The sequence below is a fragment of the Microbacterium sp. DMC48 genome, from assembly GCF_056313825.1.
Map to the genome: position 1 here is coordinate 77,164 of NZ_JBQUZN010000005.1, position 20,363 is coordinate 97,526.

Annotated in this window: 19 protein-coding genes and 1 tRNA gene; 5 read left to right on the top strand and 15 right to left on the bottom strand. The window is 71.3% G+C overall.

The window, feature by feature from the left end; genetic code table 11:
- Positions 1-69 precede the first annotated feature (69 nt).
- Positions 70-804 carry a response regulator transcription factor gene (locus ACT53O_RS09445; RefSeq protein WP_476152057.1) on the top strand — a complete coding sequence of 245 codons (735 nt, stop codon included), beginning with the start codon at positions 70-72 and terminating at the stop codon, positions 802-804.
- An 80-nt stretch (positions 805-884) separates the two neighbouring features.
- Complete coding sequence (locus ACT53O_RS09450; RefSeq protein WP_294942970.1) at positions 885-2,345, top strand: sensor histidine kinase; 1,461 nt, start codon at positions 885-887, stop codon at positions 2,343-2,345.
- An 80-nt stretch (positions 2,346-2,425) separates the two neighbouring features.
- Here the strand turns inward: ACT53O_RS09450 and ACT53O_RS09455 are convergent, their stop codons facing one another.
- From ACT53O_RS09455 to ACT53O_RS09500, 10 genes are all read right to left on the bottom strand, one after another.
- Positions 2,426-3,976 carry an FAD-dependent oxidoreductase gene (locus ACT53O_RS09455; protein ID WP_476152059.1) on the bottom strand — a complete coding sequence of 517 codons (1,551 nt, stop codon included), beginning with the start codon at positions 3,974-3,976 and terminating at the stop codon, positions 2,426-2,428.
- A complete protein-coding gene (locus ACT53O_RS09460) occupies positions 3,976-4,878 on the bottom strand; it encodes an FAD:protein FMN transferase (RefSeq protein ID WP_476152061.1) in 903 nt (300 codons plus the stop codon). Before ACT53O_RS09460 ends, ACT53O_RS09455 begins: the two co-directional genes overlap by 1 nt.
- Positions 4,875-5,375, bottom strand: coding sequence for an FMN-binding protein (locus ACT53O_RS09465; protein ID WP_476152063.1), 501 nt, complete (start codon positions 5,373-5,375; stop codon positions 4,875-4,877). Before ACT53O_RS09465 ends, ACT53O_RS09460 begins: the two co-directional genes overlap by 4 nt.
- Before the next feature lie 104 nt (positions 5,376-5,479).
- The gene (locus ACT53O_RS09470; RefSeq protein ID WP_476152065.1) at positions 5,480-8,197 is read right to left on the bottom strand and encodes an HAD-IC family P-type ATPase; all 2,718 of its coding nucleotides are present in this window, start codon (positions 8,195-8,197) and stop codon (positions 5,480-5,482) included.
- A gap of 95 nt (positions 8,198-8,292) precedes the next feature.
- Positions 8,293-9,327 (bottom strand): ribose-phosphate diphosphokinase, encoded by a 1,035-nt coding sequence (locus ACT53O_RS09475; protein WP_036315232.1) that lies wholly within the window; start codon positions 9,325-9,327, stop codon positions 8,293-8,295.
- The gene (glmU, locus tag ACT53O_RS09480) at positions 9,302-10,774 is read right to left on the bottom strand and encodes a bifunctional UDP-N-acetylglucosamine diphosphorylase/glucosamine-1-phosphate N-acetyltransferase GlmU (protein ID WP_036315236.1); all 1,473 of its coding nucleotides are present in this window, start codon (positions 10,772-10,774) and stop codon (positions 9,302-9,304) included. The genes ACT53O_RS09475 and glmU overlap by 26 nt, the downstream gene beginning before the upstream one ends.
- A 1-nt stretch (position 10,775) precedes the next feature.
- Positions 10,776-10,847 (bottom strand) — tRNA-Gln (locus tag ACT53O_RS09485).
- 73 nt (positions 10,848-10,920) lie between these two features.
- Positions 10,921-11,226 carry a metal-sensitive transcriptional regulator gene (locus tag ACT53O_RS09490; RefSeq protein WP_051039405.1) on the bottom strand — a complete coding sequence of 102 codons (306 nt, stop codon included), beginning with the start codon at positions 11,224-11,226 and terminating at the stop codon, positions 10,921-10,923.
- On the bottom strand, positions 11,223-11,384 hold the full coding sequence (locus tag ACT53O_RS09495) for a hypothetical protein (RefSeq protein ID WP_167487204.1): 162 nt from the start codon (positions 11,382-11,384) through the stop codon (positions 11,223-11,225). The genes ACT53O_RS09490 and ACT53O_RS09495 overlap by 4 nt, the downstream gene beginning before the upstream one ends.
- Positions 11,385-11,451: 67 nt before the next feature.
- Positions 11,452-13,137 carry an FAD-dependent oxidoreductase gene (locus ACT53O_RS09500; RefSeq protein WP_476152068.1) on the bottom strand — a complete coding sequence of 562 codons (1,686 nt, stop codon included), beginning with the start codon at positions 13,135-13,137 and terminating at the stop codon, positions 11,452-11,454.
- 88 nt (positions 13,138-13,225) lie between these two features.
- Here ACT53O_RS09500 and ACT53O_RS09505 point away from each other — a divergent pair, with 88 nt between their 5' ends.
- The 3 genes from ACT53O_RS09505 to ACT53O_RS09515 all read left to right on the top strand — a co-directional run bounded on the left by ACT53O_RS09505 (position 13,226) and on the right by ACT53O_RS09515 (position 14,305).
- Positions 13,226-13,723, top strand: a complete 498-nt coding sequence (locus ACT53O_RS09505; RefSeq protein ID WP_016464639.1) for a MarR family winged helix-turn-helix transcriptional regulator — start codon at positions 13,226-13,228, stop codon at positions 13,721-13,723.
- 78 nt (positions 13,724-13,801) lie between these two features.
- The gene (locus tag ACT53O_RS09510; protein WP_036315238.1) at positions 13,802-14,128 is read left to right on the top strand and encodes an ArsR/SmtB family transcription factor; all 327 of its coding nucleotides are present in this window, start codon (positions 13,802-13,804) and stop codon (positions 14,126-14,128) included.
- 24 nt (positions 14,129-14,152) lie between these two features.
- Complete coding sequence (locus ACT53O_RS09515) at positions 14,153-14,305, top strand: zinc transporter permease (RefSeq protein ID WP_476152071.1); 153 nt, start codon at positions 14,153-14,155, stop codon at positions 14,303-14,305.
- Between the two features lie 67 nt (positions 14,306-14,372).
- Here ACT53O_RS09515 and ACT53O_RS09520 read toward each other — a convergent pair whose 3' ends face one another.
- From ACT53O_RS09520 to ACT53O_RS09540, 5 genes are read right to left on the bottom strand one after another with little or no spacing between them, the layout of a single operon-like run.
- Positions 14,373-16,127 (bottom strand): ABC transporter permease subunit, encoded by a 1,755-nt coding sequence (locus tag ACT53O_RS09520; protein ID WP_476152073.1) that lies wholly within the window; start codon positions 16,125-16,127, stop codon positions 14,373-14,375.
- Positions 16,114-17,661: an ABC transporter substrate-binding protein gene (locus ACT53O_RS09525; protein WP_476152075.1), complete on the bottom strand. Its 1,548-nt coding sequence runs from the start codon at positions 17,659-17,661 to the stop codon at positions 16,114-16,116. Before ACT53O_RS09525 ends, ACT53O_RS09520 begins: the two co-directional genes overlap by 14 nt.
- Positions 17,543-18,892, bottom strand: coding sequence for an MFS transporter (locus ACT53O_RS09530; protein WP_476152077.1), 1,350 nt, complete (start codon positions 18,890-18,892; stop codon positions 17,543-17,545). Before ACT53O_RS09530 ends, ACT53O_RS09525 begins: the two co-directional genes overlap by 119 nt.
- Positions 18,889-19,569 carry an ATP-binding cassette domain-containing protein gene (locus ACT53O_RS09535; protein WP_476152079.1) on the bottom strand — a complete coding sequence of 227 codons (681 nt, stop codon included), beginning with the start codon at positions 19,567-19,569 and terminating at the stop codon, positions 18,889-18,891. Before ACT53O_RS09535 ends, ACT53O_RS09530 begins: the two co-directional genes overlap by 4 nt.
- Complete coding sequence (locus tag ACT53O_RS09540; RefSeq protein ID WP_476152081.1) at positions 19,566-20,252, bottom strand: ATP-binding cassette domain-containing protein; 687 nt, start codon at positions 20,250-20,252, stop codon at positions 19,566-19,568. Before ACT53O_RS09540 ends, ACT53O_RS09535 begins: the two co-directional genes overlap by 4 nt.
- Positions 20,253-20,363: the final 111 nt, after the last annotated feature.

Sequence of the window (20,363 nt, forward strand, 5' to 3'; positions counted from 1 at the left end):
GCTGCAATCCACAGCGGGCTCATAGCGCGGCGCATAGGTTCTTCACAGCACCGGCAGCACAATGGAGCCATGACCGCTCTCGCCGCCTCCCCTGTCCTGCACCGCCCAGACGGGTCGGCCCTTCGCGTCCTCGTCGTCGACGACGAGCAGATGCTCACGGACCTGCTCTCGATGGCGCTGCGCATGGAGGGCTGGGAGGTCCGCACGGCGGGGTCGGGATTCGACGCGCTCGCGCAGGCGCGCGAGTTCGATCCCGACGCCATGGTGCTCGACATCATGATGCCCGACCTCGACGGCATTTCGGTGCTGCAGCGACTGCGTCACGCCGGCAACGATGTGCCGGTGCTCTTCCTCACGGCGAAGGATGCCGTCGCCGACCGCGTCGCGGGCCTCACCGCCGGCGGCGACGACTACGTCACCAAACCGTTCAGCCTGGAAGAGGTCGTCGCGCGTCTGCGCGGTCTGATGCGCCGCGCCGGCACCGCGACAGCGGGCGGCGCCGACCCCGTCCTGCGCGTCGGTGAGCTGACGCTGAACGAGGACTCCCATGAGGTCATGCGCGGCGACACCGAGATCGAGCTGACGGCGACGGAGTTCGAGCTGTTGCGCTTCCTCATGCGCAACCAGCGTCGCGTCGTGTCGAAGGCCCAGATCCTGGACCGCGTCTGGAACTACGACTTCGGCGGGCGCTCCTCGGTGGTCGAGCTGTACATCTCCTACCTGAGGAAGAAGATCGACGCGGGCCGTGACCCGCTCATCCACACGGTGCGCGGCGTGGGCTACATGATCAAAGCTCCGCAGTGAGCGCAGCGCCTGCGCCGAAGAAGGTCCGACGGCGACCGCAATGGAGCCTGCAGACGCGACTGATCGCGGCCGTCGTCGGCATGGTCACGCTGATTCTGGCGATGATCGGCGTCGCCACCAGCGCGCTGCTCGGCAACATCCTGTCCGGCCAGCTCGACACACAGGTACGCGATGCGGCAGCCAGTGTCAGCGCGCAACTGCTCTCGCAGAAGGTGGACTTCGGCACCGTGCAGTCCGCGTACACCGTGCTGCAGGATGCGCGCGTGCGAACTCCCGGAGTGCTGCTGATCGTGAGGTCTGCGAGCGGCTTCGACGGGGCGTACCTCGACGGCAACAGCGTGAAGTCGCTGACGGACGCACAGGTACTCGAGATCGCCAACGCATTCGGCTCCGGTCCCTCCGCGACGGGGACGGTGGACGACATCGGCACCTACCGGCTGTTCACCACCGGCGCCGGTCCCTACGCGATCGCGGTCGGGCTGCCGGTGTCGACCGTGAACACGACCATTGCACAGATCCTGACGACCGTCGCCCTCGTCACCACCGGAGGGCTGCTGCTGCTGGCGGCCGTCATCGCCGTGGTGATCCGCTACTCCCTTCGGCCGCTTCGGGCCGTCGCCGCCACGGCGACACGCGTCGCTGCGCAGCCGCTGGACTCGGGCGACGTCACCATCTCCGAGCGCGTCCCGGCATCCGAAGCCGATGCGAGCGATGAGATCGGGCGTGTCGGTGCGGCACTGAACACTCTGCTCGACCACATCGACGTGTCACTGGCCGCCCGGCAACGCAACGAGGAGCGCATGCGCTCGTTCGTGGCCGACGCCAGCCACGAGCTGCGCACTCCCCTGGCGGCGATCCGCGGCTACTCCGAGCTTTCCCTACGGTCGCTGCGAACCGTGAACGCCGCCGGCGACGCGGCCACACCGGCCCAGGTCGCGATCAGCGCCGAGCAGTCGGAGCAGAGCCTGGAGCGCATCCAGTCCGCCTCCCTGCGGATGACGGCGCTCGTCGAAGACCTGCTGCTGCTGGCTCGACTCGACGAGGGCAAGGAACTCGTGTACGGCGCCGTCGACCTCACGCGAGTGGTCGTCGACAGTGTCGCCGACGCACAGGTCGCCGGCTCAGGACACGAATGGCAGCTGGATGCCGCCGAAGAACCGGTCGTCGTCGCCGGAGATACAATGCGTCTGCATCAGGTCGTGGCGAACCTGCTCACCAACGCCCGCGTGCACACGCCGGCAGGAACGACGGTCACCGCGAGCGTCGCCGTCGAGGAGGGCGACGCCGTCGTGCGCGTCACCGACAACGGTCCCGGCATTGATCCGGTGGTCGCCGGCGAGCTGTTCGAGAGGTTTGCGCGCGGCGACGCCTCCCGCGCACGCCAGACCGGAGGTACCGGCCTGGGCCTGTCGATCGCGAAGGCGATCGTCACCGCGCACCACGGCACGATCTCCGTCAACAGCGAACCGGGACACACCGAGTTCGAGGTACGACTGCCGGCGCGCCCGGCGGCCCCGCACGCGGCCGACGCGCCGGCCTGACTCGGGCTGCGCGCGACCGGGGCCGAGACCGCCCCGACGACCGGGCGCACGCGGCCCCCGCACCACGCGTGCGGTGCCGATCAGTAACCCGAGAAGGCGTCCGTCGTGAGTGTCCGAGCCTTCTCGAGGGCGGGGGCGAGATCCGCGATGAGACGCGGCGGACCCGACACGTAGGCATGCCGCGACGCGAGATCGGGCACCATCTGCAGCAGTCCCGCGGCATCCAGACGGACGCCCTGCGCCCACGTCCAGTGCCCGGGAAGCGTGTCGGGCTCGGTGCGAGTGAAGACGATCACCGGAATGCGGGCGTGTTCGAGCTCGTCGCGAAACGCGAGCTCTTCGGCATCCGCGGCGACGTAGACGAACACCACGTCACGCTGCTCCCCCGACAGGCGCAGGTGGCGCAGCTGCGAGACGAAGGGCGTGACGCCGATGCCGGCGGCGACCATGAGCACCGGCGCCGACGCGCGCGCCGGCAGGACGAAGTCGCCCCACACCCCGGTCACCGCGAGCTGCTCGCCCGGCTCGACGAGCGCGAGCGCCTTCTTGTAGCTGGACTGCGATCCCTCGCGCAGCGCGATGCGCACCTCCGGCAGCTCCTCGGGGGCCGAGACGATGCTGAACTCCCGGCGCGTGCCACGCGCATCGGGGCGGGGGTGCGGCACCTCGAGCTCGAGATACTGCCCCGCGACGAAACGGAAGCGCCGTTCCGCCCGGAACGACAGCTCGCGCACGGTGGGCGTGAGGGCGACACGTTCCTGGAAGGTGAGGCGCACCGCCGTACGTAGGGCGAAGACGAAGGCGATGAGGTTGCCGACCAGCAGCGCGCGCTCCTGACCGAGACTGACGTCGCCGACGTCGATGGGCCAGCCGGCGAGGACGCCGACCACCGCCGCGACCACGAACTGCTGCCACCGGCGCGGGGGCAGCGTCAGCGGCTCGGAGAGCATGAAAGCGCCGAGGAACAGGAACGGCGACGACCAGAGGATGTTCCAGAACACCGTCCCCGCATCGAGTGCGAGCCCCGCCTGCTGGTACTGCAGCGTGGTGCGCACGAAGGCGACCGCCACCGCGACGACGAGGAAGAGCGCGATGATGCGCACCTTCTCGGTGCGAACGAGCACGACGAGGCCGAGCAGGATCACGGGTCCGGCGAGGAAGGGGGAACCCACCCACCACGCGGACGAGCCCAGGTCCGGCAGCCACACGCTCAAGACTGTGAGCACGGTCGCGCCGACCGCAGCGGGATTGAAGATGTGGCGTCCCTGCCAGACCAGCAGGTACTTGGATGCCGAGGCTACGAGTCCCGCGACGGCGATGCCCACGAGCGCCGCCGGCTCCACCGTAGGGCGCAGGACGAACAGCAGGATCAGCACGGTGACGAGCGACGACTCCCACCGCCAGTCCTTGCCGAGCACGCGGTGCCCGATCGCATCGGTCGCGGCACAGACCAACGCGAGCACGAGGAGGGTAACCAGCAGCTCCCACGGCGAGGGCCCGACCGCTCCCGCGAAGGACAGCACGAGAGCGATCGCGGCCAGGACGGCGAGCGCGAGAACGACCAGGCGGTACATCGATACGCGACCGAGCACCGCCAGGGTGCGACTCCATGCCGCGGTGAGTGAGCTCATCACAGGAACAACTCTGCCTTACTGTCGGGCGACCACTCCACGCGGCCGTCAGTGGTCATACGCACCCACGCCGCGGCGTGGGCGTCGGCGAACGCGGGTCCGCCGTCGAAGAAGAGCGCGGTGGCGGCGGCATCGGCGGTCATGGCGTCGGCGGCGACCACCCACGTCGCGGCGATCGTGCGCACCGGCTCTCCGGTGCGCGCGTCCAGCACGTGATGCAGTCCCCCGCCGTCCGCGGCCGGCCAGGCGCGGCGCTGGATCGCGGACGCGCAGAGCGCGGCATCCGTCACCCGCCACACCCCGATCGCGCGCGTCGGGTCGAAGGGGTGCTCGAGTGCGATCGTCTCGCTGCCGCGCAGAGCGATGTCGCCGCCGGCGTCGACCGTCACCGCACCCTCCACGAGCGCCGCGACGCGACGCAGCACGCGGTCGACGAGGCGCCCTTTGCCGAGCGCTCCGACATCGATCGTCGCCGGCGTGCGCAGGGTGAGCCGTTCGCCGCCCCATGTCAGCAGCTGCGACCATCCCGCCGGAGCGGCTTGCGCGCCGTGGTCCACGAGCCCGTACTGGGCGTCGTAGCCACGGCGCGCGAGCGCGTCGCCGATGAGCGGGTTGACGGCTTCGGCCGTGGCCTCGCTCAGCGCGAGGAACAGATCCAGCATCGGCGCCGCGTCGACGGGCGCCGGGATGGATCCTGCCGCCGTCGCGAGCGCGGCGATCTCGGCATCGGGCCGAAATCGCGACCACGCGCGGTCGAACTCGTCGATCAGAACACCGACCTCGGAGCGCACCGTGGCGGACAACTCCACGGCCGTGTCGATGCGCCAGCGCGTGCCGATCGCCTCGAACTCCCAGCGGAAAGCGGGGGGCGTGGACGAGGCGGGCGCGTCGGGCGCGGTCACGCCTTCGCTTCGGTCTTGATCTCTTCGATCGCCTTGTTGAATCCACCGCTGGTCAGCGACGAACCGGCGACGCGCGACACCGAGATGTCCTCGATCTTCTTGCCGACGACCTCGGAGCTGATTCCGCCGATGAACTGGCTCTGATACTGCTTCGACTCGCTCTTGGTCGGATTTCCGCTGACCTGCACGTCGGTGATGACATCGTCGGCGAGCGTGACCGTCACCGAGATGGTCTCGACCGACTCGGGGGTCGCGTACGAACCGTCGGCCGAGTAGGTGCCGTCCTTGTACACGCTGCCGGAGGCGGCGGACCCGGTGCTGCCGGCGGCAGGAGCCGAGGACGCCGTCGAGGGGGTGGACTCGTCGGCGGGGGCGGTCGACGGCGACGCGGTGCTCGTCGTGGTGGCCGAGCAGCCCGCGAGGGCGATCATTCCGAACACCGAGGCGGCAGCAGCGCCGGTGCGGACGGAACGGGGTACGGCGGTGGTGCGGATCATGATGGTCCTCCTTCTGTCGTGCCCTGCCGCTTCAGATGCGGGGGGCGCATCGCGGTGGCGCTTTCCACGCTAGCGGCGCGCTCGGACGAGACCCCTGCGTTTTCCTATGCATTCGCATTGAGAATCGGGCGGCTGCGCAGCGCCTTGAACACCTCTACCGCGAGGAACACGGCGACGGCTGCGGCGATCGGGATGATCCAGCCGAGGCCGTCGAGGGGCTCCGAACCGAACAGCTCGTTCAGGAACGGCACGTAGGTGTACAGCAGCTGCAGAGCCACCAGCGCCATCGCGGACCACCAGATGACAGGGTTGCCGCGCAAGACGTCGATCGTGAGGCTCGAGCGTCCCAGGAATCGACAGTTCAGCAGGAAGGCGAGCTGGGCGAAGGCGAGCGTGGAAACCGCCTCCGTGCGGGCAACGCCGATGTCGGCGCCGCGGGCGAGCGCAAGGCCGAAGACCGCGAGGGTGGCACCGCCGATGAGCACCGAGACGGCCAGGATGAAGCCGAGCTCACGCATCGAGACGATGGATCCGCCGGTCGGCCGCGGTGGTCGGTTCATGATGCCCCGTTCGGCGGGCTCGTAGGCCAGCGCAAGCGAGAGGGTGATGGCCGTGACCATGTTGACCCACAGCACCTGCACGGGTGTGAGCGGCAGGGTGAGGCCGAAGACGACCGCCACCAGGATCACGAGCGACTGCGCACCGTTGGTCGGCAGCAGGAAGACGACCGACTTGCGGAGATTGTCGTAGATCCGCCGTCCCTCGGCGATCGCGCTGCGGATCGTCGCGAAGTTGTCGTCGGCCAGGACGATCTCGGCCGCCTCCTTCGTCGCCTCGGTGCCCTTGATGCCCATGGCGATGCCGACGTCGGCCCGGGTGAGCGCGGGCGCGTCGTTCACACCATCGCCGGTCATCGCGACGACCTCGCCGTGCGCCTGCAGTGCGCGCACGATGCGGATCTTGTGCTCCGGACTGGTGCGGGCGAAGACGTCGACCTCCTGCACCACGCCCTTCAGCTGCTCCTGGCTCATCGCCTCGAGTTCTGCGCCGGTCAGCACCGGAGCGTCCGCGTCGCGGATCAGCCCCATCTCCCTGCTGATCGCCATCGCCGTGCCGGCGTGGTCTCCGGTGATCATCTTCACGCGGATACCGGCGGCATGGCAGTCCGCGATGGCGACGATGGCCTCGGGTCGAGGCGGATCGACGATGCCCCAGAGACCGAGCATCTCCAGATCGACGAGGTCCTCGGCATCCAGCGTCTCGGCCCTCGTGGCCTTGCGCGCCGCGGCGAGGACCCGCAGCCCCTGGGCGCTCAGCTCCTCGACGGCCCGCTCCCAGAACACGCGGTCGACGGGCTCGGCACCCTCCGCGCCGCGCTGGGTGAGCGCGCGTTCGAGCAGACGGTCAGGCGCACCTTTGACGAGCACCGCCCGCGAACCGCCCGCGCTCTCGTGCAGCGTCGCCATGAACTTGTTGGCGGAGTCGAAGGGGACGACGGCGATGCGGCGTGCGTCAGCGCTGTCGACACCCCCCTTCATGGCGACGACCTTCAGCGCCCCCTCGGTCGGCTCGCCCACCAGCGACCAGCCGAGAAGGTGCGCCCGACCGGCATCCGTACCGTCCGCCAGCCGCTCCAGCGATGCATCGTTGCAGAGATCGGCGACGGCCAGCAACGCCGCCAGGTCTGCGCCGCCGGCAGGGGTGATCGTTCCCGTCGGGTCGTAGCCGAGCCCGGAGACCTCGTAGCGGGAGAGAGGGGTGAGCATGGTGCGCACCGTCATCTCGTTCTTCGTCAGCGTTCCCGTCTTGTCGGAGCACACGGTGGTGACCGAGCCCAGCGCCTCCACGGCGGGCAGCTTGCGCGTGATCGCGTGGCGCCGCGCCATCTGCTGCACCCCGATCGCCAGCGTGATCGTGACCAGGGCGGGAAGCCCCTCCGGAATCGCCGCCACCGCGAAGCCGATCGTCGCCGAGACGAGGTCGGGCAACGGCATCTCGTGCAGGTATCGGCCGATCACCATCATCACCAGCGCCATGCCGAGGATGACGAGTGTCAGCGTCTTGCCGAACGCGGCCAGCTGAGCGGTCAGCGGAGTTTCGAGCGCACCCGCCTCGCCCACGAGCGCCTGGATCTTGCCGATCTCCGTCCGCGCCCCGGTGCCGGTGACGATGCACACCCCCTGCCCCGCAGTGACGATCGTGCCGGAGAACACCATCGAGGACCGGTCCCCCACCCCCGCTTCCGCCGCGACGGCCGCCGGTGCTTTCGCGGAGGGCATCGACTCACCGGTCAGGGCGGCTTCGTCGACACGCAGCTGGGTGGCCTCGACGATGCGTGCATCGGCGGGCACCTTGTCGCCGGGCATCAGTCGCACCACGTCGCCGGGAACCAGTTCGGAGGCCGCGACGGTCGTCCAACGTCCCTCCCGGCGCACGGTCGCATCCGCGGAGAGCATGCCACGGATGCCGGCGAGGGCCTTCTCCGCCCGCCCTTCCTGGACGTAGCCGATGACGGCGTTGATGACGGCGACGGACACGATCACCCAGAAGTCGAGCCAGTCGCCCATGACGGCCTTGATCGCCGCGGCGGCGAGGAGGATGTAGATCAGGGTGTCGTTGAAGTGCGACAGGAATCGCTGCCACGCCGGCGTGCGCTTCGGCTCAGGCAGAAGGTTGGGCCCGACGACAGCATGTCGGGCTCGCGCGTCGTCCGCCGTCAGGCCGTCCCCTCCGACGCGAAGGAGGCGGCGAACCTCCGCGACGTCAGCGGCGTGCGGGGCGGCAACGGTGAGTTCGACGTCGGCAGCAGCGTGGGCGCTCATACCGCGATCCTAGGAGGCGCGCTTCGCCGCCGCGGGTGCGATCGCCAGGATGACGTCCGGCGACGCTCACGCCGCCGCGACCGGGGGCGGCGGGCTCAGGCGGCGCCGTCGAACATGCTCGTGACCGAGCCGTCCTCGAAGACCTCTTTGATCGCGCGCGCGAGCAGCGGAGCGATGGGCAGAATCGTCAGCCCCGGGAAGCGCTTCTCGTCCGCAAGGGGAATCGTGTCGGTGACGACGACTTCGTCGATCGCCGCATCCTGCAGGCGCTCGGTCGCCGGAGCGCTGAACACCGCGTGCGTGGCCGCCACGATGACCCGTTCGGCCCCGTTGGCCTTCAGCGCCTGCGCCGCCTTGACGATGGTGCCGCCGGTGTCGATCATGTCGTCGACGAGCAGGCAGACGCGACCCTCGACGTGTCCCACGATCTCGTTGACGGTCACCTGGTTGGCGACGTTCGGGTCGCGGCGTTTGTGGATGATCGCGAGAGGCGCTCCGAGCGAGTCGGACCACTGGTCAGCCACGCGCACGCGCCCGGTGTCGGGCGAGACGACGGTGAGCTTGGCACGGTCGTCGGCCGAAAGGCTGTTCTGGAAGTACTCGAGCAGCACGGGCTTGGCGAACAGGTGATCGACCGGTCCATCGAAGAACCCCTGGATCTGAGCGGCGTGCAGGTCCACGCTCATCACGCGGTCGGCACCCGCCGTCTTCAGCAGATCGGCGACGAGACGCGCGCTGATCGGCTCGCGACCGCGACCCTTCTTGTCCTGACGCGAGTACGGGTAATACGGCGCGACGACGGTGATCCGCTTCGCGGAGGCGCGCTTGGCGGCATCCAGCATGATCAGCAGCTCCATGAGCCACTCGTTCACCGGGGGGCCGAAGGACTGGATGATGAAGGCATCGCAGCCGCGGATCGACACCTCGAAGCGGGTCAGGATCTCGCCGGAGGCGAACGTACGATGCTCGGTCGGTACCAGCTCGGTGCCGAGCGCCTGGGCGACGTCATGCGACAGGGTCGGATGCGAGCTGCCGCTGGCGACGACCAGACGCTTCTTGGTCTTGGCGACGAGTCCGGGGGCGATCCCGCGCTCGACGTCCAGGTCAACCGTGTGCTTCTTGCGCGCCATGGTCCGCTTCCTGTGCAGTGCGGGAACGTGCGGCAGCCGCGGCCGCGGCCGTTCCCGGTCGGTGGTTCTCGACCCACCCCTCGACGTTGCGCTGGGGGGCAACGCTCAAGGCGAGAGCTCCGGGCGGGACGTCCTTCCGGATCACCGCACCGGCACCGGTCTTGGCGCCATCTCCGATCCTAACGGGCGCGACGAAGACGTTGTGCGAGCCGGAGTGCACCTCGTCGCCGATCTCGGTGCGATGCTTGGCGATGTCGTCGTAGTTCGCGGTGATCGCGCCGGCGCCGAGGTTCACGCCGCGTCCGATCGTCGTGTCGCCGATGTAGGACAGGTGGGGAACCTTGCTGCCTGCGCCGATGGTGGAGTTCTTCGTCTCCACGAACGTTCCGATCTTGCCTCCGTCGGCCAGCACGGTACCCGGCCGCAGATAGGCGAACGGTCCGACCGAGGCGCCCGCCCCGATGACGGCGAGGGTCGCATCAGTGCGGCGGACGACGGCGTTCTCGCCCACCTCGCAGTCCTCCAGCGTCGTGTCGGGTCCGATCGTGGCGCCGGCAGCCACGGCAGTGGCGCGCAGGATGTGGGTGTTGGGCAATACCGTCACGTCGGGCGCGAGGGTCGCGGTGACATCGATCCAGGTCGTCGCCGGATCCTGAATCGTGACGCCGTCGAGTTGCCACCGGCGCACGGTGCGCGCGTTGAGCAGGCGCCCGGCCTCGGCGAGCTGCGCGCGATCGTTGACGCCGAGCGTCAGCGAGACGTCGGAGACGACGGATGCCGTGACGGCGAGCCCCGCGGTGCGGGCCAGGCCCACGACGTCGGTCAGATACTTCTCGCCCTGCGCGTTCTGGGTGCCCACACGCGCCAGCTGCGAACGCAACATCTCCGCCTGGAAGACGTAGACGCCCGCGTTGATCTCGGTGATCGCCGCTTCCGCGGCCGTGGCGTCCTTCTGCTCGACGATGCGCTCCACGCCGCCGTTGGTGGCGCGCACGACGCGGCCGTAGCCGGTCGCGTCGTCGAGCACGGCCGACAGCAGTGTGATCGCAGCCCGGGACGAGCGGTGGTCTCGGATGAGGGCGCTCAGCGTCTCGGCATCGAGCAGGGGGACGTCACCGGAAAGCACCAGCACGTCGCCGTCGAAATCGGGGACGGCGTCCAGGGCGACTTCGACGGCGCGACCCGTGCCCGGGATCTCGTCCTGGTCGACGACGACGACCTCGGGCGAGATACCGGTCACCGCATCGGCGACGAGATCCCTCTCGTGCCGGACGACGACGAGAACGTGAGCGGGCGACAGGTCGCGGGCCGTGTCGAGAACGTGTCCGACGAGCGGGCGACCCCCGATGCGGTGCAGCACCTTCGGCAGCGACGACCGCATGCGGGTTCCCTGCCCCGCGGCGAGGATCACGACGGCGAGGGACGCATCCAACGTGTTCTCTGTCATGCTCCGCCGCCAGGATTCGAACCTGAACCTCACAGCTCCAAAGGCTGTCGTGCTGCCGTTACACTACGGCGGACCGCACCCCACGAGACGGCGGGTGTGCCGCTCCAGTCTGCCAGTCCCGACCCCGGATGACCGCATCGCCGTGCTCAGGCGAGCATGAGGAAGAGCTTCTCCAGCTCGTCGGCGGTGACGCCGTCTTCCGCGGCTGCACCCTCCGGGTCGGACAGACACTCCCGCAGCGCCGTGGACACGATGGCGAAGCCGGCGCGGTCCAGCGCGCTGGACACCGCCGCCAGCTGGGTCACCACGTCACGACAGGGCTTTCCCTCCTCGACGGCGGCGATGACCGCATCGAGCTGACCCCGCGCGCGGCGCAGGCGATTGGCGATCTTGCGCTGCGCGGCGCCGTCGTGCGCTGTCGCGGCGTCCGACGCGGACGCGTTCGCCGTCATCGTCCGAAGACGCGGGCGAGGAAGCCGCCGCCCGCTTCCTGTTCGTGGCCGGGGCAGCGTTGGGCCGCCGGCACGTTCTTCATCACCTGATCGACGTGCTGGCCGCAGCCGGCCCACGTCGTCTTGCCGCAGGTTCGGCACGTTACTGCTGAGCACATGAAAGTTCTCCTTCTCGTCGTTCGTACGTATGACGTTGTCGGTGATGCGGCGAAGAGTCCGCGCCGCTCAGATGCGGGCGTGGTCGGAGACGAGCACCGCATCCGCGTGCTCACCGAGAACGGCGCGCAGCGTCAGCATGCCGCCGGACAGGGACGCCGAGTCGAACCCGGCCTGCGCGAGCACGCGGTGCGCGATCGCGGAGCGCACGCCCGACTGGCACATGACGCGCACGGGTCGCCCGGCGGCGGCGGCACGCACCTCGTCGAGCCGGCCGCGCAACGCGGTGTGCGGGATGGCGAGCGCCCCGGGCAGATGCCCGGTGGACAGCTCCGCGGGGGTGCGCACGTCGAGGATCAGCGCGGTCTCGGTGACCGCGTCGATCTCCTGCGCGTACCAGAGGCGGAGGGCCCCGCTCCGGACGTTCTCGCCGACCATCCCGACCATGTTGACGGGATCCTTCGCAGAACCGTACGGAGGTGCGTAGGCCAGGTCGAGGTCGATCAGCTCATCCACCGCCCAGCCCGCACGGATGGCCGTCGCGAGCACGTCGATCCTCTTGTCGACCCCGTCGGCGCCGACGGCCTGCGCTCCCAGCAGCAGACCGTCACTCCGACGGATGTGGACGACCAGATGGATCTGCGAGGCGCCGGGAAAGTAGCCGGCGTGCTGGCCCGGATGAAGGTGCAGCGTGTCCGCGTCGATCCCGGCGGCGGCGAGCGCGGCGCGGTTCGCGCCGGTCATCGCCACCGTCTGCGCACCGACACGGACGATCGCCGTGCCGACGGGGCGCGGAAGCGGACGAGCGTGCTCCGGACGGAGAATCGCGTCGGCGACGAGCCGTCCGGCGCGGTTGGCGGGTCCGGCGAGCGCGACGGGACGCACGGCCCCGGTGACAGCGTCGACGGATGCCGTCGCATCACCGACCGCGTAGACGTCGGGCAGCGAGGTACGTCCGTGCTCGTCGATGATCATCGCCCCACGCACGCATGCGACGCCCGCGGCCTCGAAGACCGCCGTGTCGGGACGAACACCCACCGAGAGCACGACGATGTCGGCTTCCAGGCGGGTGCCGTCGTCGAGGACGACGACGTCGCCGTCCTCACCGGATTCGACCGCGGTGGCCGCGGTGCCGGCGCGCACCTCGATGCCGAGCGTCCGCAGTTCCGCGGTCACGAGGGCGGCCAGCTCGTCCTCGAGCGGGGGCAGCACGTGCGGCGCGAACTCGACGACGGTGGTGTGCAGCCCACGCTGGGCGAGCGCTTCGGCGGCCTCGATGCCGATGAAGCCCGCTCCGAGCACGACGGCACGGCGCGCACCGGCCTGGACGCGATCACGCAACGCGACCGCGTCCTCGACGCTGCGCAGCGTCCGCACCCGCGGCGAGTCCAGTCCGGTGATGGGCGGCGTCGCCGCGAGGGCGCCCGGAGCCAGCACGAGGGCGTCGTAGTGCAGGGTGTCGACACCGTCTGCGCTCATCACGGTCACGGTCTTGGCCGCGGCATCCACCGCCGTCACCTCGTGACCGGGGCGCACGTCGAGCGCGAGAGACGCTTTCAGCGAGGCCGGGGTCTGCACGAGCAGAGCGGACTCATCGGCGATCTCTCCGCCGACGTAGTAGGGCAGGCCGCAGTTCGCGAACGAGACGTGCGCGCCGCGCTCGAGGACGATGATCTCGGCCGCCTCATCGAGCCTGCGCGCACGCGCGGCACAGCTCATGCCTCCGGCCACTCCCCCGACGATCACGATGCGCATCTGTTCTCCTTCTCGAACGCGTGTTCACACGATACCCCCGGGGGTATCTTGACGCAACTCCGAGGGGCGCCGTGACGATAATGGAGGCATGTCCACCGAGCACGACGAAGTCGACCGCATCGTCGGCGCGTGGGGCGCCCAGCGACCGGATCTCGACTTCTCGCCGCTGGAGGTGCTCTCGCGAGTGGATCGCCTGTCGCGGCATCTCGACCGGGCGCGACGCGAGGCGTTTCGTCGCAGCGACCTCGAACCCTGGGAGTGGGACGTGCTGTCGGCACTGCGACGGGCCGGCGAGCCCTACCAGCTCAGTCCCAAGCAGCTGCTGCAGCAGACGCTGGTCTCCAGCGGCACGATGACGAACCGCATCGATCGCCTCGTCGGACGCCGCCTGGTGCGCCGCGAGGCCGATCCCGGTGACGGACGCAGCGTTCTGGTGACGATCACCGACGAGGGCAAGACCCGCGTGGATGCCGCGATCACACGCCTCGTCGACGCCGAAGCCCTGCTGCTCAGCGTGCTGTCACGCTCCGATCGCGAGCGACTCGCGGGCCTGCTGCGAAAGCTGTCGCTGGGCTTCGACTCCTGAGAATCACTCTCGACCGATAATCGCTCTCATCTTCATCAAAATATTGCAATTCGTTTATGCGTCTGATCGGATAGACCCATGGACACCGAGCCGGGGCTCACCTCAGCGGCAGAGCTCTTCAAGGTTCTCGGGAACGCGTCGCGACTGGCGCTCCTGAGGATCATCGGCGACGAGTCCCCCACGGTCGGCTCCCTCGTGGAGGCGACCGGAATGTCCCAGCCTCTCGTGTCACAGCACCTCCGAACGCTGCGCCAGGCCGGTCTCGTGATTGCGACCCGGTCGGGCAAGGAGATCTGCTACCGGGTCGCGGATCTGCACGTGACCCACGTGATCGCCGATGCGATCGCGCACGTGCACGAGCCCGTCGACCACGACGACACCATCCACCACGTCGCTCACGACTGAGCACTTACACCCGAAGGACACGACATGACCACCGAGATCCACGCCGAGCACACCACCGCCGAGCACGAGCACGGCGACGCCTGCGGGCATGAGGCTGTCACGCACGACGACCACGTCGACTACGTCCACGACGGTCACAAGCACGCCGCTCACGGAGACCACTACGACGAGCACTGAGCCCGCCTCAGCGCACCGCGCGCAGAAGGGGTGGTGAGGGATTCTCCCTCACCACCCCTTCTGCCGTTCACAGCGCCCCGGCCGCTTCTCGCCGCACCGCACCGCGGCGCGACGGCATCCGCAGGCTCGCCCCCGCGACCGCGATGACCGAGACCAGGATCAGGGCGGAGGCCGGCGCGAGGGTCGTCCAGGGCGCACGCTCGACGTAGGCGATGCCCTCGGCCAGCAGCAGCCCCCACTCGGGCATCGGCGGCTGCGCCCCGAGACCCAGGAAGCCGAGCGAGGCGAGGGCCAGCGCGATACCCGGAAGACGCAGCATTCCGTGGCGCGCGAGCGGCGGCAGCGCCGTCGGCACGACATGGCGCAGCGTCGCCTCGGCGCGCCCCATGCCGAACACGGGAAGCCATCGCACGTAGCTCAGGGCCCGCGCCTCGGCAAGAAGGCTCCGCGCGTGTGCGGCCAGCGGCGGCCAGCTCACCCAGAGCACGGCCGCCGCCGCTCCCCCGGCCGTTGGGCCGACGAGGGCGGCCACGATGACGCCCGCGATGATCGGCGGCGTCGCGTTCGCGACCTCGACCGGACCTTCCGCCGCTGCGCCCGCGAAGGCGACGAGCACGCCGATCAGCACGCTCGCCAGCACGATCACCAGCGCCGGGCCCAGGGTGCCGAGGGCACCGTGCGCCACCCGCGCGAGGAGGTCGCGCCCGGAGGCGTCGGCGCCGAACGGAAGGGCCCACGACGGCGGAGCCAACCGTGGATGCGCGCTCGTGTACGGGTCGCGGACGATGCCCGCGGCGACGATGAGCGCGAGCAGAGATCCGGCGACGACGAGTGAGACGAGGGCGACGCGATCGCGCGGCCGGTGTTCCGGCGGCGGCGCCAGAGCGCCCTCGGGCAGCGGCCCACCCCAGGCCCAGAGGCGGAGTGCGCCGAAGAGCACCCCCACGGCGATCGCCGCGAGGGCGATGAACAGCACCCCGGCCTGCAGCGCCGGCAGGTCCTGCGCATTGGCCGCGCCCAGCAGGTAGCGCCCGAGCCCGGGGATCGCGAACACCTGCTCGACGGCGACCGCTCCCCCCAGCATCCCGATGAGCACGAGTCCCACCTGATCCACGACGGCGGCGACAGCGCGCCGGACGACGCCGCGCAGCACGGTCGCGGGCGCCGCTCCGGCCAGCCGCCAGATCTGCGTCCAGCGCTCGGTGCTCGCTCCGGCGAGGGCGTCGACCAGCAGACGTCCGATGAGACCGCCGGCCGGGATGCCGAGCGCGAGCGCGGGCAGCACGACGTTGACCATGCCGTGCCAGCCGTAGGGCGGGAACAGTCGCAGCTGCACGGCGAAGACGACCAGGAGCGCGCTCGCGAGGAGGAACTCCGGCATCGCGGTGAGGACGACGCCGGCGGGTCCGGCACCGCGCACCGGCCGGTCGCGGAGCACACGACGGCACGCCGGTGCGACGAGCGCCGCCGCGACGATGAGCGCCACGGCGAGGGCGAAGCCGGCGAGCGTGAGTGAGACGCCGAACGCCGAGACGGCTCCCGGTCCGACCGCGCCGCCGCTGACCCAGGACGTGCCGAGGTCGCCGCGCAGGACCTCCGACCACCAGCGCGCGCTGATGGCCAGGGGACCGCCGTCGAGCCCGAGCTCGGCGCGGATCGAGGCGAGCGCCTCGGGCGTCGGCTCGAGCTCGGCGTAGCGTGCCCGCAGGATCGACGCCGCCGGGTCGCGCTGCGACAGCCAGGGCAGGGCCCCGGCGATCGTCAGCAGCGCGAAGACGGCGACGACCCGCGAGACGAGCGCCGCCGTGTCAGCCCTGCGCATCGCCCGTCGCGGCCGCATCGATCCAGGTGTCGATGGTCACAAGGGTGCGCTCGCGCGGGTCGCGAGCCGCGTCGCGCACGCGCCTCGACTCGCCCTGCACGACGCGCTCGTGGAGCATCGGCACGGCGGCGTCGGTCGCCAGGATCCGCGCCTCGGCGGCGAGGATCGCACGCTGACGCTCGACGCCCGGTGCCGTCCGCGACGCCGTCGAGATGGCCGCGTCGACCTCCGTATCGCACAGCTGCGAAAGGGAGAATCCGCCGCCGCAGGAGAAGTCGGAGGCGAAGGAGGCGACCGGGTCGCCCGAGTCGAGCACCGTCGCACGCGACAGGATGAACGCGTCGAACGCACCGGCGAGCGCATCGGCCTCGATGAACTGGTACTCGCGAACGTCCTGCGTGACGACGAAGCCCGCCGCCTCCAGCTGCTGCTCGACGAGCACCGCGACCTCGGGCAGCTCGGCACGGTCGGTGAAGGTGCCAAGGGTGATCGGCACCGCGTCCACCGTGCCGGGGGTCGCCCGCGACGACAGCAGCGCCTCGTAGGCGGTGGTGTCGCGCGCGCCCACCGTCCACGCGAGGGCCGGACCGAGCAGGCCCCGGGCCTCGTCGGCGCGTCCCTCGTATACCGACGCGATGATCGCGGCGCGGTCGATCGCGGCGCGTGCCGCCGCGCGCACGGCCGGGTCGGCGAAGGGCCCCTTCGCCGTGTTCAGGTACAGCGTGTTCGTGCGCGGCATCGGGACCTCGTGGACGAGCTCCGGGTCGACCGTCGCGACCTGTCCGGCGGGGACCGCCTCGACGATATCGGCCGTGCCGGTGCGGAGGGCGGCCGCCCGCGCGGTGCCGTCCGGCACGAACGAGACGTCGATGCCGGCGAGCTTGGCGCGCCCGCCCCAGTACCCGTCGAACCGGTCGAGGGTGGCGCCGGTGATGCCGTCGACCGCGACGAGACGGAACGGACCGGTGCCGGTGCCGATCGGCGAGACGGTGTCGCCCGTGTACGCGGAGGGAGCGAGGATCGACAGCTGCGGGCTGGACAGGCGCTGCGGCAGCAGCGGGTCGACGTCGGCCGTGGTCACGATGACGGCGTTCCCGTCGGCCCGGGCCTGAAGCCCCACGCCCTTGAGGATGCGCGGCACGGGGCTGGCGGCCGCGGCGCGCTGGAGCGAGCCGACGACGGCGTCGGCCGTCAGGGCCGTCCCGTCGTGGAAGCGCACACCGTCGCGGATCTCGAAGCGCCAGGTGGTGTCGGCAGTCTGCGTCCAGGCGGTCGCGAGCGCGGGCTGGGCGACGGCATCGTCGTCGAGGACGACGAGGGTCTCGGCCGTGCTCCAGCGCGACAGTTTGAACGCGTCGTCGCTCAGCGGCGACAGCCCCGAACGCGGCGGCTGCAGCATGGCGACGGACACGCGTTCATCGGACGCGGCGCCGGGGGCGGCGCCACCGCCGGCGAAGCAGCCGCTCAGTGCCGGCAGGAGAAGGGCGGTCAGGGCGACGGCGGCGACCCTCAGGGATCGTCGGGGGGTGGTCATGGTGTTCCTCTCTGGTGGTGGGATCGGGGACGGTGCGTGCGCCGATGCACGCGAAGACGAGCCCGGCGGCGGGCAGGAGCGCGACGATCAGCCACGCCGCCGCGAGACCGGATGCCCCGGCGACGGCGCCGGCCAGCGCGGAGGCGCCCAGCGCGAGCACGCCGCCGGCGGAGGCGAGGGCCCCCAGGCGCGTGGCCCGGCGGGAGGCCGGGCCGGCGGCCGCGACGAGCGACTGCGCGGACGGCGTGGCGAGCATCACTGCGAGAGCCGTGCACACCGCCGCGGCGGCGGCCGCGGCCGCGAAGGCCGGGACGGATGCCGCGGCGGCCGAGACCGCGCCCGCCAGGGCGGCGGCGAGGGCGGCGGCGACGCCGGCGGCGACCGCCCGCGGCCGGGTGAGCCGTTCCGCGACCCGCGACAGCGGCCATTGCAGGAGGACGATGGTGGCGGACAGGACGATCGACACGACGCCCACCCAGCCTCCGCCGACCCCGCGCGCCGCCATCCCGAGAGGGAGCAACGAGAACAGCTGCGTGTAGACGGCGAGCACGGTGGCCGCGCCGACCGCGGAGGGGAGCACCCGCCGCAGGCGCCCGAGGTCCGCGTGATCGCCCGGTGCCGCGACGGGCACGACGGCCGCCGGCGGGCGTGCGGGCAGCAGCCGCGCGAGCACGACGAGCGCGGCGAGGAAGACCGCGGAGGCGACGATCACGACGGGCACGGCGTAGGCGGGCATGAAGAGGGCGCCGACCGCCGCGCCGACGATGCCTCCTGCCTCCCCCGCCAGCGCGAGCGCGGCGAAGGGGGTCGGAGCGCTCCACCGACGCGCACCGACCGGGCGCGGACGCGCACGCGATGCGGCATCCGCGGCCCCGGCATAGGCGTCGACCGCGGGCGAGAACAGCGCACCGGCCATACCGATGAGAAGGACCGCGATCACGAACACCGCAGGAGTCGGAGCCAGCGCCAGCAGGACGAAGCCCAACGCCCGCACGGCGCACCCGGTGAGCAGCACAGTCCGGGCCCCGAGCCGGTCGGCGAGAGCGCCGCCGACGATGAACAGGCCCTGCTGCACGGCGACACGTGCCCCGACGATCGCGCCGATCGCGGCGGGACCGAGGTGGAAGCGGTCGTCGGCGAGCACCGCGATGAAGGGGACGACGCTCGAGAAGCCGATCATGAAGGCGGCCTGCGCGGCCAGCATCACGCGCAGCCGGGGTGACGCGCTCATGCGACCTCCGTCGCCGGGAGGATCTCGAGGATCGCGTCGCACCGCGCCGCCAGCGCCGCATCGTGGGTGACGATCAGCAGCGCCGTGCCGAGGGACGGGGCGAGGGCGAGGACGGCGGATGCCACGGCATCCGCCGTCGCCGCATCGAGCGCGCTCGTGGGCTCGTCGGCGACGATCACCGCGGGCTCCGCCGCGACGGCACGGACGATCGCGGCGCGCTGCGCCTGACCGCCCGACAGCTCGCCGGGTCGGCGGGCCAGCAGGAGCGGGTCGAGGTGGGCGATCTCCGCCGCCCGATGCACCCGCACCTCGGCATCGGAGCCGTCCGCGACGCCGAGCCGTCGCAGGGCGTCGGCGATCTGGGAGCCGACGGCGCGCGACGGCACGAACGACGCGGCCGCATCCTGCGGGATCCCCTGGACAAGGCATCGGCGAGCCCGACGCGGACCGCGGGTCGCGTCGTTCCATGGCTCGCCCTGCACACGCACCGTCCCGGCGGCCGGGCGCTTCAGCCCCAGCACGATCTCCGCGAGGGTGGACTTGCCGGCGCCCGAGCGTCCGATGACGGCGAGGCTCTGACCGGCCGCCACCGTCAGGTCCGTCGGTGCGAGCGCCGTCGTCCGCGCGCGGCCGGTGCCGTGGACGAACGTGACCGCGCGCACCTCCAACGCCGTCATGAGGCCTCCCCCGCCGCGGAGGATGCGCCGGCCCCAGGCGCGCACGGCGCGGGGATGTCGGCGACGATGCGACCGTCGCGCACCTCCAGACGGCGTGCGCCGAGCACCGCGGCGACCTCGGGATCGTGGGTGGAGACAACGAGGGCCGGTGCGCCCGCGGCACCGGAGGCGAGAGCGCCGGTGAGCAGCGAGAGCACCTCGTCGCGGGTCTGCGGATCGAGCGCGCTGGTCGGCTCGTCGGCGACGACGAGGCCGGCACCGCTCAGCACGGCCAGCGCGATGGCGGCCCGCTGCGCCTGGCCGCCCGACAGCTCGGCGGGGCGGCGGCGACGAAGACGCGGATCCCCGAGGCCCACCCGGGCCAGCGCGTCGCCCGCGCGCGTACGATCCGCACCGGTCACGACCCGCAGCTGACGGCCCAGTCGGATCAGCGGATGGAACGCCTCGATGCCGCGCTGGGGCACGAAGCCGACGCGCTCGAGGCCGGGGGCGTCACGGCGCCCGGTCAGGGTGAGACCGTCCAGCAGCCGCGCAGCCAGAACCGACAGCAGGAGGCTCTTGCCCGCACCCGATGGCCCGCGCACGACGATGCGTTCACCGGCGGCCACCTCCAGGCGAGGGACCTCCAGCAGCGGAGTCGTCTCGTCGGCGGCGCGGACGCGCACGTCGGCAAGAGTGAGCACGGAGCCTCCATCGCGGTGATCGGGCCATCGCGAGTGCAGCCCTGGTACTGATAATCATTCTCGCAAAGGCGCCGCGCAGAGGCAAATCCCCCGCAGACGGCGTGACGCTGT

Excerpts from the sequence above, each read along its gene's own strand:
- ACT53O_RS09520 (WP_476152073.1), bottom strand. The coding sequence starts at position 16,127 with ATGCGCAGGGCTGACACGGCGGCGCTCGTCTCGCGGGTCGTCGCCGTC.
- ACT53O_RS09535 (WP_476152079.1), bottom strand. The coding sequence starts at position 19,569 with ATGACGGCGTTGGAGGTGCGCGCGGTCACGTTCGTCCACGGCACCGGC.
- ACT53O_RS09510 (WP_036315238.1), top strand. The coding sequence starts at position 13,802 with ATGGACACCGAGCCGGGGCTCACCTCAGCGGCAGAGCTCTTCAAGGTT.
- ACT53O_RS09515 (WP_476152071.1), top strand. The coding sequence starts at position 14,153 with ATGACCACCGAGATCCACGCCGAGCACACCACCGCCGAGCACGAGCAC.
- ACT53O_RS09475 (WP_036315232.1), bottom strand. The coding sequence starts at position 9,327 with ATGGCGCGCAAGAAGCACACGGTTGACCTGGACGTCGAGCGCGGGATC.
- ACT53O_RS09450 (WP_294942970.1), top strand. The coding sequence starts at position 885 with ATGGTCACGCTGATTCTGGCGATGATCGGCGTCGCCACCAGCGCGCTG.
- ACT53O_RS09505 (WP_016464639.1), top strand. The coding sequence starts at position 13,226 with ATGTCCACCGAGCACGACGAAGTCGACCGCATCGTCGGCGCGTGGGGC.
- ACT53O_RS09470 (WP_476152065.1), bottom strand. The coding sequence starts at position 8,197 with ATGAGCGCCCACGCTGCTGCCGACGTCGAACTCACCGTTGCCGCCCCG.
- ACT53O_RS09500 (WP_476152068.1), bottom strand. The coding sequence starts at position 13,137 with ATGCGCATCGTGATCGTCGGGGGAGTGGCCGGAGGCATGAGCTGTGCC.
- ACT53O_RS09465 (WP_476152063.1), bottom strand. The coding sequence starts at position 5,375 with ATGATCCGCACCACCGCCGTACCCCGTTCCGTCCGCACCGGCGCTGCT.
- ACT53O_RS09445 (WP_476152057.1), top strand. The coding sequence starts at position 70 with ATGACCGCTCTCGCCGCCTCCCCTGTCCTGCACCGCCCAGACGGGTCG.
- ACT53O_RS09455 (WP_476152059.1), bottom strand. The coding sequence starts at position 3,976 with ATGAGCTCACTCACCGCGGCATGGAGTCGCACCCTGGCGGTGCTCGGT.
- ACT53O_RS09495 (WP_167487204.1), bottom strand. The coding sequence starts at position 11,384 with ATGTGCTCAGCAGTAACGTGCCGAACCTGCGGCAAGACGACGTGGGCC.
- ACT53O_RS09490 (WP_051039405.1), bottom strand. The coding sequence starts at position 11,226 with ATGACGGCGAACGCGTCCGCGTCGGACGCCGCGACAGCGCACGACGGC.
- ACT53O_RS09530 (WP_476152077.1), bottom strand. The coding sequence starts at position 18,892 with ATGAGCGCGTCACCCCGGCTGCGCGTGATGCTGGCCGCGCAGGCCGCC.
- glmU (WP_036315236.1), bottom strand. The coding sequence starts at position 10,774 with ATGACAGAGAACACGTTGGATGCGTCCCTCGCCGTCGTGATCCTCGCC.
- ACT53O_RS09525 (WP_476152075.1), bottom strand. The coding sequence starts at position 17,661 with ATGACCACCCCCCGACGATCCCTGAGGGTCGCCGCCGTCGCCCTGACC.